This window comes from Thalassospira marina (assembly GCF_002844375.1).
Classification (GTDB): Bacteria; Pseudomonadota; Alphaproteobacteria; order Rhodospirillales; family Thalassospiraceae; genus Thalassospira; species Thalassospira marina.
Map to the genome: position 1 here is coordinate 4410911 of NZ_CP024199.1, position 12031 is coordinate 4422941.

Consider the following 12031-nt stretch of genomic DNA (forward strand, 5'->3'; position numbering starts at 1 on the left):
GGTGCAGGTCTATCATCAGGTTTGCCAGTTCAGGTCCTGCAGGGCAGTACTATGAGACGCCAACATCTTGCTTTTCAAGCCATTACCTCAAAAGACCGCCATCTAGTCGGGCGGCAGATTCAGGATGCCCTGACTTTGGCGGGGGGCTGGGTTGATGATGCGCGGTTTTATTCCAACAAAATGACGACCATCCGTTTCACCCTTATTGGCCGTGACGTTGCTGTGTTTCTGGGGAAATTGCAGGAAGATGGCCTGAAGGTTGAGGAAGTCAGCCGCCCGGGTAACGCCATTGCCGCAGCGGCCGCTGCTGCGGATGATGCTGAAATTTCAGGATCGATCCAGATTACGTTTTTGCATGATGAACCGGATCTGAAACAGGTTATTCCGGCTGTGCCGGGCTAAGGTCTGTCGGTTTTTGCGCTGGCTCATCTGGCAGTGCCGGTTCTGCTTCGATATCCTTTTTTACGGCCAGTTTGCCAAACCCGGCGCGTGCCAGAATGGCCAGGCTTTTATCCCGTGCGCTCAAAAGGGGGCTGTTGGCTTCGCTGGTTTCGGCGCCATCCGTGTTGGCTTCGGTGTCGGCAATGGGCAGGTTTTCGTCTGCGTCATCACGTAACAGGATTGCAGTTTCATCAACCTCCGAACCGGGCATGGGCAGGGCAGCGGCACCAATGGCGGCTTCGGGCCGGTCTGGCAGGGTGAAATCCTCGCTTTGGCGGACAAATTCCGCAACCTGATCCAGGGCATCGCCGATATTTTCGTTAAGCACCCCGTGTCGGTCAGATTCCAGCATCCGCACGGTTTTGTTGATGGTGCCCGTCAGGCGCCGGGCAATCATATTGGCACTGACGGGGTCGACGATCTGGTCATTATCGGCCTGCAGGATCAACACCGGGATATCAATATGTGCCAGCCTGTCATTCATTTCGGCAACGGCGCGGCGCAAATGATACAGCCCGTTAATCGGGATATGGCGGTAATTGGTTTCCGGGTGTTCGGACTGGTTGGGGCGAAAACCCAGCATTTCGCCCGCATTGGGCACCCAGCCCATCAATTTGTTGGCCCCATAAAGCAGGGGCACAAACATCAGGTTGCGATTGCGGAATTTAAGCGGTGCACTTGCCATCAAAAGCCCGGCCAACCGGGGCGGATGGCTGGCGGCAAATATCGCACTAAGTGCGGCCCCGGTTGAAAAGCCGACAATGACCACCCGGTCACAAAAGGCGGAAAGAATGTCATAACCGCGCTGGACCGATGCCAGCCAGTCCTGCCAGTTACGGGTTTGCAGATCATGCGGGGATGTACCATGCCCCGACAGGCGTACGCCCAAAACGGCATGGCCCTGTGTTGCAAGATGGTCGCCCACATTGCGCAATTCGGCAGGGGAAGCCAGAAACCCATGCACGACCAGAATGCCGGTTTTGCTGTGGCGTGATGGTTCAGGCAGGTGCAGATAGGGCGCGCCGGAAAGGGTGGCTGTTTCCTGGTCATTAATGGTGGCAAATTGCGGACGATGGAATTTTTGCCAGTTCCATTGCCAGGCGCGCATTTCATCATCAAACCGCAGGCGGGCAAATTCGGCGGGTTTTATTTTGCCAATCTGTTTGCGCGCGGCCTTCAGGGCATCCCACGCGGCCTGGATCGGCGCCATTTCATTGGCATAAACCATCACCGGGTTATCCATACGGATCTGGTCAAAGCCTGCTTCGGCCTGCAATTTGGGCAGGAAACAATATTTGCCATCGCGCCGTTCGATCAGGCCCAATTGCACGGCGCTGTCAATAAACTGGCGGATTTGCGGGCATTTATGATCAAAAATGCCGATATAGGCCGCCGGGTTTAAAATGCCGCGATGCAAATGCACATTTGTTGCCTGCTGCACATTCTTGATCGCCAGATAGATGGTTTTGTCGAACCGGTCGATATCGACTTCGGTTTCGCCATCGGCCAGCATCATCTTCATCAGCCGCGCGGCAAGGTGGCTGACATTCAGCGTAATGTTGGAATACATCACCGCCATGCACTGGTCGCGCAGCGGATGCACATGGCGGGTCAGGGTGTTTTGAATCACGCGGTCCCCCAGGCGGGGTAAATCGCGGGCCGGGCGAAACAGGTCATCAACGGTTTTGGCATGGCGCACGATGCGCCCCAGCAGGCGCTGGTCCAGCCAGTTAAACCGTTCATGGGGATAAACCGGGTCACCCAGGCGAATATCCATGTCGGTCCGTTTCAGGATCAGGTTGCCTTCAATGATCAGTTCTTCGGCCATTTTCGGGCTAAGCCCGCCCATAAACATTTCCGCCCCGCGCGCCAGCAGGTTCTGGTCCACGCGCAGTGGATGAAACGTGATATTGGCGGGAAACATCAGGGTCGGTTTGGCAATGGCGGTTCTAAGCTGGTCGGTACTGGTGCCCAGAATATCCGCCCAGCGCAGGATTTCATCGGGGTGGCCATGTTCGATCAGCCAGGAAAGCCCGGTTTTAAACCCGTCCAGGCCCAGGGCCAAAACTGCCGCACCGGTATGGTGGGCGCGGCGCTGGTCAGCAGACCGTGAATAGATGCTGTAATCGGGCCGACGGCCAATAAAGGGTGACTCATCGGTCATCACCCGCCGGTCTTTGACCATGCCGCCTTCGGGAAAGATAACAACCTTGCCACCCCGCAGGATTTCTTCTGCCAGAAATGGTAAAAGGCGCGCATAATTATTGGGCACACCGCCAAGTGCGCGTAAATATTTCGACAGGGCATTGTCTTCGACAAAAAATTCCGACGATGCCACAGACCGGCAATAAACCCCGGTTTCCAGCGCAATCAGATATTGCGGGATAAAGGTTTCAAAGCGGGCGAAATGGTTGAACATGAAAATATCGCCCTGGGCAATATGTTCGCGTTCCCCATGCAGCTTGATATTGATATCGACCCGATTGCGCAGCACGCTCATGGCGCGCATTGTCCATTCACAGGCGGCCGGGTGAATGGCGAACTGTTCCTGTTCGATCTGTTTGAAATCGGGTGTCATGGGCGGCCTTCCCTAACGGTGCGATTGCACGTTGCGGCAGGAACATGATCCAGCCTGGGGCCGGACCGACAAACAAAACCGGAATGGAACAACGGGCGGGCAAAATGCCGTGATGTTGGCGGGCAGTGCGTGATTACATACGCTGTGCCACTGCCGGAATTATGCGGGCAACCCGGTGCTGGTTTGACCCGCCGTGGGGGTGGGTGATGCGGGGTCGCCTGTTTGCCAAACCTGAACGTTCCTGCCGGTCATGTTTATATTTTCCGACCTTATTTATTATATGTGTGGAAATCATGGCGCTGCCAAGCCGCCCCCGTCAAGAATGACGATGGCAAGCAATGCGGGCCGTGGTTATAGTAACCCACCCCGACCGGCAGCAGGCCGCCCCAATACGCCCCACAAATACCCTGTTGCCGTGTTTCTTTGCGCCCCGTTTACCATACAGGACCCGTTTTGAGCGACGATGCCGCCCGCCGCCCTTCCATTTTCCGGGATCGGAATTTTGTGCTGTTCCTGACGGGACAGGCGATCAGTACCCAGGGATTGTGGATCGAAAAAATTGCCATGTCCTGGCTGGCCTGGTCTTTGACCGGGTCTGCCTTCTGGACCGGGCTGATTGCCGCCCTGCATTTTGCCCCGGCCTTTTTGCTGGGGCCGGTTTTTGGTGTTTTTGCCGACCGGATCGATTTGCGCCGCGCGGCCATTCTGATCAATGCGTTAATGGCGGCAACGTCGTTTTTCCTTATGGCCCTTTCTTTTGCCGGGTATGTCACTGTTGGCTGGATGGTTCTGATCGCCACCTGCAATGGCGTTCTGGCCAGCGCCATGACGCCCATTCGCCTGTCTTTGGTGCCAGCAATTGTTTCACGCGAATATATGAGCCGCGCTGTCACCTATGCCTCGATGAATTTTAATCTGTCGCGGCTGGTGGGGCCGGCCATTGGCGGGGTGGTGATTGCGCGGTTCGATGTTGGCACCGCCTTTATGTTAAATGCCATCAGCTATCTGCCGTTTATTTTCGTGATGATGCTGGTGGATATCCAGGCGGACCGTGGCCCGGAAACCCGCAAACGGCGAATCTGGGCTGCTTTGGGCGATGGCGCGCGCTATGCCCTGGGCGAACCGATGATTCGCGCCATGCTGTTGCTGTCCTGTGTGATTGCGATTGTCGGGCGCGGGATGCTGGAACTGATGCCGGTTTTTGCCGAAGGTGCCTATGACAGCGGGGTGACCGGGCTGGGGGCTTTGTCTTCGGCGGCGGGGTTCGGGGCGGTGATTTCGACCTTTGTTTTATCGCGCACCAAATCCGACCCGCATAGTTTTCAAAGGGTTGCCGTTATCGGTGCATTGCTCTCAGGTGGGGCGATGCTGGCACTGTGTTTTTGCCCCTGGTTCAAGCTGGCGGTGGTTCTTGTCGGGCTGGCTGGCTTTGGTTTGACAGCGGTTGGTGTGGGCTCGCAAACGGCGTTGCAATTGGCTGTCGACAACACCCTGCGAGGCCGTGTAATGAGCTTCTGGAGCGCTACCAGTTTTGGGGGCGTTGCGCTGGGTGGCACCGTTCTTGGGGCAATCTCGCAATGGAGTGACATCCGCCTGACGGCGGGTGGCGCAGGATTATTGATTGTGCTGGTGGCACTGGTGGCAATGTGGCGCATTTCACGCGCCGCAGGGCCGACAGCATCACCGGTAAAGTGACTTCATTTTGCGTCACAGGATGTGTGCGGAAGTGACTGTGTAAACACTTGTTTAAACATCGACAGGGTATGGTGGAATGCAGTTATTTGGGGGTCGTGGAATGCGTCAGTTAGCGATTGTCTGTCTGAGTTTGGTTCTTGCCGGGTGTTTTTCCAACGCCAATAGTGCGACCGGTGTTTCCGTCCAGCCAGACCTTGATCGCGACGCCCGTGACACCCGCGTAACACAGGTTGCCCATGTTGCCCTGCCGCCGTCCCGTCTGAACAATTTCCCGCCCACGGATGAATTTTTGCAATGCGTGCCCTATGCGCGTGCGGTTTCGGGCATTGAAATTTATGGCGATGCCTGGACCTGGTGGGGCCAGGCCAAGAGCCAGTATAAACGCGGCAGCAAACCCGTTGTTGGTTCAGTCCTCGCCTTCAAGAAAACCAAACGTCTGCGTTATGGCCATGTTGCCGTGGTTTCTGCCGTGCTCGATAAACGCCACATCCTGGTCAACCAGGCCAATTGGGGCAGTGATTCGCGCACCCGTGGCAAGGTTCACCTGCGTCAGCCAGTCGAGGATGTATCGCCGAAAAACGACTGGAGCCAGCTTCGCCTGATGAACACGATCGGCACCTATGGCCGCATCTATCCGGCGCATGGTTTCATCTATCAGCCCAGCGAAACGGCCGAAGCCAACTGATCAACCCTGTTGGCATTCCGGTCCCATAAGCATCCCTGGCCCTTCTTTTCCTGCCTTTCATAGCCTCCCTGCTTTCACGGATTTTCTGTGTGCCGATGCCACTGGGCAAAGGCATGTCTGTGCGTGAAGCTGTGTCGCGTTAAATGTGATGTGCTGCAGGTGCCAAGGTGGCTGGTTAGGGGAAGGGCCATATTGAAAACGGGCTTTTGAGGGCCGGGATTTTGTTGTCCTGCACGGGAACCTTTTGCACTGTGCCGCCTTTTGCTTTTGGGCGTTTCCCGCGCCAAAAATGCCGTAATCGGGGCGTAGAAATTTCGATGCTACAGACCAAAAAACGGGCAAATTGGCCAAAATTTTTGAACCGGGATTATTGATCAGGAATAGATCATCTATACAGTTGTTTAGGATGCATTCTTGATCAAGAACTTCAATTTTTGAAATATTATCAAGGGTGGTGATCGTGCCCGGAATTTCGAAAATTTCTGTCGGATGATTTGCAAAAATCCGGTTTAGGATGGATGGATTTTCTCTCTGTCAGGCAGGGAAAAATCATCAGAATTTTGAATTTCGTATAGGTTATTTATACCTTTAAATCAAAATGCTATATCCATTCTCTCATGCGATTATTTAGCCTTCTGAAATTAGTTCAAAAGTTAAAGTAATTTCTGAGGTTTTTGAAATAGAGGATCTGGCAGGGGGGCGTTTTGCATGCTTGCGTATTTTTGCCGGAAATCGTGCCGGATGCCGTTAAAGACGGTGAATGTGATGAAGCATATGCTTTGATCGCGATGCTGGCGTCAAATGGTTGAAATGCGCAGCAGGAAATATTTCAAAAACAGGTTTGTTTTCAAATCAGTGGATGAAGTTTTTAATCAATTGGATTTTAAAATTTCGCGCTGAATTTTGATTTCCCTCAAGGTTTGGTCCCCATACGGGGCGCATAGTCGGTTTTTCGATCTGTTGTTTACGGAAACCATGCCATGTCAGATGATCTGGATGGGCAGGACAACAATCACGCTCGCCACCCACAAAAATCAACGTCCCCTGCCCCGACCTCTCCAAACGCCCAGCCTTCCCGAAACGATCCCGCCTCTCCGACCGTTTCGTCTTCTCCTTCCTCTTCTTCTGCCTCCACCTCCACACCTTCCTCTGCTTCCCCGGTTTCCAATGCGGCATCTGCTGCGTCATCCGGTGCCCCGTCATCCCCGCCGCTTGAAAATCCGACCAGTTTGAAACTGGGGCTGGATTCCCAAACGGCGCAAAAGCGGCTGGTAACCGATGGCCCCAATGTGATTGCCGAACAGACCCGCAATGTCTGGTGGAAACTGGTATCGTATTTCTGGGGGCCGATCCCCTGGATGATCGAGGTTGCCGCCATTCTGTCGGCAGCGGTTCAGCACTGGGCTGATTTTGCCATCATCCTGGTTATGCTGCTGCTCAATGCCGGTGTCGGTTTCTGGCAGGAATACAAAGCCGATAACGCCATTGCCGCGCTAAAAAACCAGTTGGCGCTAAGCGCACGTGTTTTGCGTGATGGCAAATGGCGCGATATTCCCGCGCGGGACCTTGTCTGCGGCGATATCGTTTCGCTGCGTCTGGGTAATATCATTCCCGCCGATGCCAGGCTGGTGGCGGGGGATTATCTCGCCGTTGATCAATCCGCGCTAACCGGGGAATCGTTGCCGGTTGATAAAAAAACCGGGGATGATGTTTATTCTGGTTCGATTGCGAAAATGGGCGAAATGACCGCCCAGATCACCGCCACGGGCATGAATACCTATTTCGGTAAAACCGCGCGGCTGGTGCAGAATGCGGGCAATATTTCGCATTTCCAAAAGGCCGTGCTGCGGATCGGCAATTTCCTGATCCTGTCGACCATTGGTCTGGTCGCAATCATTTTGATGGTAGCGCTGTTTCGCGGTGACCCGTGGTTTGAAACCGTGCTGTTCGCCCTGATCCTGACGGTCGCGGCGATCCCGGTGGCATTGCCTGCTGTTTTGTCTGTCACCATGGCAGTGGGGGCGGAAAAGCTGGCACGGTTGAAAGCCATTGTGTCGCGCCTTGTTGCGATCGAGGAACTGGCCGGTATCGACATTTTATGTTCCGATAAAACCGGCACCCTGACACAAAACCGCCTGACCCTGGGGGGCCCTGTTATTCTGGCCGCACAGGGCCGCGATGATTTGCTGCTGGCCGCAGCCATGGCATCGCGCGCTGAAGGCGGGGATGCCATTGACCAGGCCGTTATGGGCGGGCTGGGTGATGCTGTTATTCCGTCGTCATGGCAAACAGTGGCCTTTCATCCGTTTGACCCGGTATCCAAACGGGCCGAGGCCACCATTGCCGATGGTGCCCGCCAGTGGCAGGTTGCCAAGGGTGCGCCGCAGGTGATTTTAAAACTGGTTAATCCCGATGCCAGCCTAAGCGAAACTGTCACCCATGCTGTTAATGACATGGCATCACGCGGCTATCGTACCATTGGTGTGGCAAGGCGTGTTTTGCCTGCGGGTGATGCTGATGGCACCGATAAGATGCAGGCGCAAGGCCAGGGCTTGGACCAGAACCAGAGCCAAGACCAGGGCCAGTGGCAGTTTCTGGGGCTGTTGCCGCTGTTTGATCCGCCGCGCGAAGATGCGGCCCAAACGGTGCGCGAAGCCGCGGCAATGGGTGTGGATATTAAAATGGTTACGGGGGACCACGAAGCCATTGGTCGCCAGATTGCCATGTCGCTGGGTATGGGCAGCAATATCCTGCCGGCTGATCAGGCCTTTGGGGATGGTGCCCCGGCAATCAATGCTGTTGCCATTGAACAGGCCGATGGCTATGCTCGCGTTTTTCCCGAACATAAATATGCCATCGTCAAGGAACTTCAGGATCGCGGCCATATCATCGGTATGACCGGCGACGGGGTGAATGATGCCCCGGCCCTGAAACAGGCGGATGTCGGCATTGCCGTTAGTGGTGCGACCGATGCCGCGCGGGCGGCGGCCGACCTTGTGTTGACGGCGCCGGGCCTTTCGGTGATTACGACTGCGATCGAAGAAGCCCGGCGCATTTTTGAACGTATGGGCAGCTACGCGACCTATCGCATTTCGGAAACCATTCGTGTCCTGCTGTTCATGACCATTTCGATCCTGGTATTCAATTTTTACCCGGTTACGGCGGTCATGATCGTGTTGCTGGCATTGCTAAATGATTTCCCGATCATGATGATCGCCTATGACAACGCACCTGTATCGCCCCAGCCGGTGCGCTGGGATATGGCAACGACGCTGACAATGTCCTGCCTGCTGGGTGTGATGGGGGTTGTGGCATCGTTTCTGCTGTTCTGGATTTGTGAAAACTACCTGCATCTTGATCGCGGGATGATCCAGTCGCTGATTTTCCTGAAATTGCTGGTCGCCGGGCATCTGACGATTTACCTGACCCGCAATAAAGGTGCGATCTGGCACAAACCCTGGCCCAGCCTGAAACTGTTTGTCGCCACCGAAATCACGCAGATCATTGGCACGCTGGCAGCGGTTTATGGCTGGTTCATAACCCCGATTGGCTGGAAATATGCCCTGCTGATCTGGGCCTATGCCCTGATCTGGTTTGTCATCAATAGCGGTGCCAAAATTCTGGCCTATCGCCTGCTATCCTATCGTGCGGACCGGCAGGCGCGCCATGTTGTCAATGTTACGCAAAATCTGCATTCGCACTGATCTGGCGGTTATTGCTGGCTGATAATCAAAAGGCGGTCCTGTCATGGGGCCGCCTTTTATGTTGCCAGGTGGGGTCCAAACATGGTGCCGGGTCATAAAAAATGGCGAAGGCCTGATGGATGGCCTTCGCCAGGTTGAACCGGTTGCATGTGGGGTGCGCCCGGTTCGGGGGCTGGATTAAAATGCAGTTTGGGCAGCACTGGCCGGAATGGCGGCAAGGGCCGCAAACAGGGCGGTGTCGCTGTCTTCTTCGGGGTTGGGGGTGGTCAGCAGTTTTTCGCCGTAAAACACCGAATTGGCACCGCATAACAGGCACAGAATTTGCGCCTCGCGGTTAAGGCTGGTGCGCCCGGCCGACAGGCGCAGGGTTGATTTGGGCATGGTGATGCGCGCCGTTGCGATCATGCGGACCAGCTCCAGCGGGTCAACAGGCGTGCGCTTGGCAAGGGGCGTGCCCTCCACCGGGACCAGCGCGTTGATCGGCACACTTTCGGGATGGGGGGCAAAGCCTGCCAGAACATGAAGCATCGATGCCCGGTCGCGGATGCTTTCACCCATGCCGATAATACCGCCGCAGCACAGATCAATACCGGCACCCCGTACTGCTGCCAGGGTATCAAGGCGGTCCTGATAGGTGCGGGTTGAAATGATCTGGCTGTAATATTCGGGGCTGGTATCAAGATTGTGGTTATAGGCGGTTAACCCGGCCTCGGCCAGGCGTTCGGCATGGCGGGTTTCAAGCATGCCCAGGGTGACGCAGGCTTCCATGCCCAAATCACGCACGCCGCGCACCATTTCAATCACCGCATCAAAGGCGGCCCCATCGCGGACCTTACGCCATGCGGCCCCCATGCAAAAGCGGTCTGCCCCGGCTTCTTTGGCGCGTGCTGCCATGGCCAGAACCGCCTTTGGGTCCAAAAGCTGTTCCTTGCCCAGTTTGACTTCGCGGTGATGGGCGGATTGCGGGCAATAGGCGCAATCTTCCGGGCAGCCCCCGGTTTTGATGGAAAGCAGGCTGGCCTTTTGCACATCGTTGGGGTTGTGATGGGTTTGATGGACCGCGCTGGCGCGGCCCATCAGTTCCAGTAATGGCAGGCGGTAGATCGCCTCGATTTCGTCAATCGACCAGTCATGGCGAATGGTTTGGTCAATTGCCGGGCTTTGTGCGGGAAGGTGGCCCATTATGCGTGCTCGCCAGTGTTGCGTTTGACAAGGCGGCCAAGGGCCTGGCTGCCCAGTGCGACCAGTGCAACCTTTACAACATCGCCTGGCACAAACGGGGTAAAGCCATACGCGGCAAGTTTTTCAAGCGGTACGAAAACCGCCAGCCATGCCAGGCCCAGCACATAAACCGGGATCATCGCAGTCATCATGATGCCAAAACGCGCAAACATGCCACGCCCGCGGGCAAAGCTGCCAACCATCCAGGCCGCAACCAGATATCCCAGCAAATAGCCGCCCGTCGGCCCGACCATATAGGCAAGACCAATGCCGCGTTCCGGTGTGCCGGCAAAAACCGGCAGGCCAACCGCCCCGGCCGCCAGATAACCCAAAACGGTGGCGCAGGCCAGGCGCGGCCCGGTGGCAAGGGCAATGGCCATAATCGCCATGGTTTGCAGGGTCATGGGGACCGGCCAGAACGGAATGGTGATTTTGGCGCTGGCGGTCAGAACAGCGACGCCAGCCAGAATCATCAGGCTGTATTTCAAGGCCGGTTTTGCATCGGATTTGGGGCCGTGCAGGGCTGATACGTTACCCGGTTTGGAGGCAGGATTGCTCATCAGAGGATGTCCTTCGCTGGCTTGATAAAATTATAGATAAAATGTGAATCTCATCTATTAATTACGCCGCGCCAGACGGGCAAAATCAATCCCAAAAATAGATAATCGGGCGAAAATCAGTGATTTTCTTGAGGGTCCTAATTACTGAATTGATATTGTTTGATTATTTTTATCTATAAAATTGCAATTTGGCACATAGAAAAGCCCTTCCCACTGCTGGCAGGCAGAAAAAAGGGCTGATCATGATGATGTTTTGAGTTTCTCAACCGTCAGAAGCGACGCGTAAAGACGGTTTGATAGATCGTTCGCCAAGCTGGTTTGGGAATCAACCAAAGGCGCGCTTGGCCGTTGGTCAGGACAGGGCTTTGGCGCGGGGTTTTACGCCCGGCTTGGTGCCGATCCATTTGACATGGCGGGCCAGGGTGGCGGCGGCAACATCAAATTGCCGTTCGCGCAGGGCTTTTAAAATTGCGCGGTGGTCCTGGTCGGTCGGGGCTTCCCATTCCATGCGGAAGCCGGAAAACAGGAAACGCGCACTGGCGGCGTGCAAATCATCAATGGTGGCAAGCAGGCGCGGCATGTTGCACGGGCTTAAAATCAGGCGGTGGAAGGCGCGGTTGGCTTCTTCCCAGGCACGCACATCGGGGGCATTTTCCCCGGCACGATTGATTTCTTCGGCTTCATCTAACAGCGCACTGGTCAGATAGGGGGCGGCATGACGCAGGGCCAAAACTTCCAGCGATGCGCGCATTTCGGCCACTTCGCGGACCTCGGCAATGTCAAAATTGGCAACCCGCACGCCCCGGCGCGGTTCGCTTACGACAAGGCCCTGGGCCTCCAGCCGGCGAAAGGCTTCGCGCACGGGAACGTGGCTTGCGCCGAATTCTTCGGCGAAGTGGTCCTGGCGCAATTTGGTGCCCGGTGCGATTTCTCCGGCAATGATGCGGTCCGCAAGCGCGCGGCTGATCCGGCCGGTAACCGTGTCGTCTTTGGTGTTTGTCATGATTTTATAGATAATTTGCCTGCCCGAACTTGTCGAGCATGCAAATGCATTACCGCGAAATTATCTCGCCCGTTGGGGCAATAGCGATTCATGCCACCTGAAAATGGCCGAACGGCTGCAGCAATGCTGGTGTTATGGCAGGTA

8 protein-coding genes are annotated in these 12031 nt (G+C 55.7%); 4 read left to right on the top strand and 4 right to left on the bottom strand.

The genetic code is table 11. From position 1 onward, the window contains the following. Positions 1–51: 51 nt before the first annotated feature. Complete coding sequence (locus CSC3H3_RS20120) at positions 52–402, top strand: hypothetical protein (RefSeq protein ID WP_101285977.1); 351 nt, start codon at positions 52–54, stop codon at positions 400–402. Here CSC3H3_RS20120 and CSC3H3_RS20125 read toward each other — a convergent pair. After that, a complete protein-coding gene (locus tag CSC3H3_RS20125) occupies positions 380–3019 on the bottom strand; it encodes an alpha/beta fold hydrolase (protein ID WP_101285978.1) in 2640 nt (879 codons plus the stop codon). The two genes, CSC3H3_RS20120 and CSC3H3_RS20125, sit on opposite strands and share 23 nt — an antisense overlap. 453 nt (positions 3020–3472) lie before the next feature. Here CSC3H3_RS20125 and CSC3H3_RS20130 point away from each other — a divergent pair, with 453 nt between their 5' ends. The 3 genes from CSC3H3_RS20130 to CSC3H3_RS20140 all read left to right on the top strand — a co-directional run bounded on the left by CSC3H3_RS20130 (position 3473) and on the right by CSC3H3_RS20140 (position 9103). After that, positions 3473–4714, top strand: coding sequence for an MFS transporter (locus tag CSC3H3_RS20130; RefSeq protein WP_101285979.1), 1242 nt, complete (start codon positions 3473–3475; stop codon positions 4712–4714). A gap of 100 nt (positions 4715–4814) precedes the next feature. Beyond that, on the top strand, positions 4815–5399 hold the full coding sequence (locus tag CSC3H3_RS20135) for a CHAP domain-containing protein (RefSeq protein ID WP_101286345.1): 585 nt from the start codon (positions 4815–4817) through the stop codon (positions 5397–5399). 980 nt (positions 5400–6379) lie between these two features. Further along, entirely contained in the window at positions 6380–9103 is a 2724-nt protein-coding gene (locus CSC3H3_RS20140; protein ID WP_215907533.1) for a plasma-membrane proton-efflux P-type ATPase, read from the top strand. 177 nt (positions 9104–9280) lie between these two features. Here CSC3H3_RS20140 and bioB read toward each other — a convergent pair whose 3' ends face one another. The 3 genes from bioB to CSC3H3_RS20155 all read right to left on the bottom strand — a co-directional run bounded on the left by bioB (position 9281) and on the right by CSC3H3_RS20155 (position 11887). Further along, positions 9281–10285, bottom strand: a complete 1005-nt coding sequence (gene bioB, locus CSC3H3_RS20145) for a biotin synthase BioB (protein ID WP_101285981.1) — start codon at positions 10283–10285, stop codon at positions 9281–9283. Beyond that, the gene (locus tag CSC3H3_RS20150; RefSeq protein WP_101285982.1) at positions 10285–10884 is read right to left on the bottom strand and encodes a biotin transporter BioY; all 600 of its coding nucleotides are present in this window, start codon (positions 10882–10884) and stop codon (positions 10285–10287) included. Before CSC3H3_RS20150 ends, bioB begins: the two co-directional genes overlap by 1 nt. 352 nt (positions 10885–11236) lie before the next feature. Continuing rightward, complete coding sequence (locus tag CSC3H3_RS20155; RefSeq protein ID WP_101285983.1) at positions 11237–11887, bottom strand: GntR family transcriptional regulator; 651 nt, start codon at positions 11885–11887, stop codon at positions 11237–11239. Positions 11888–12031: the final 144 nt, after the last annotated feature.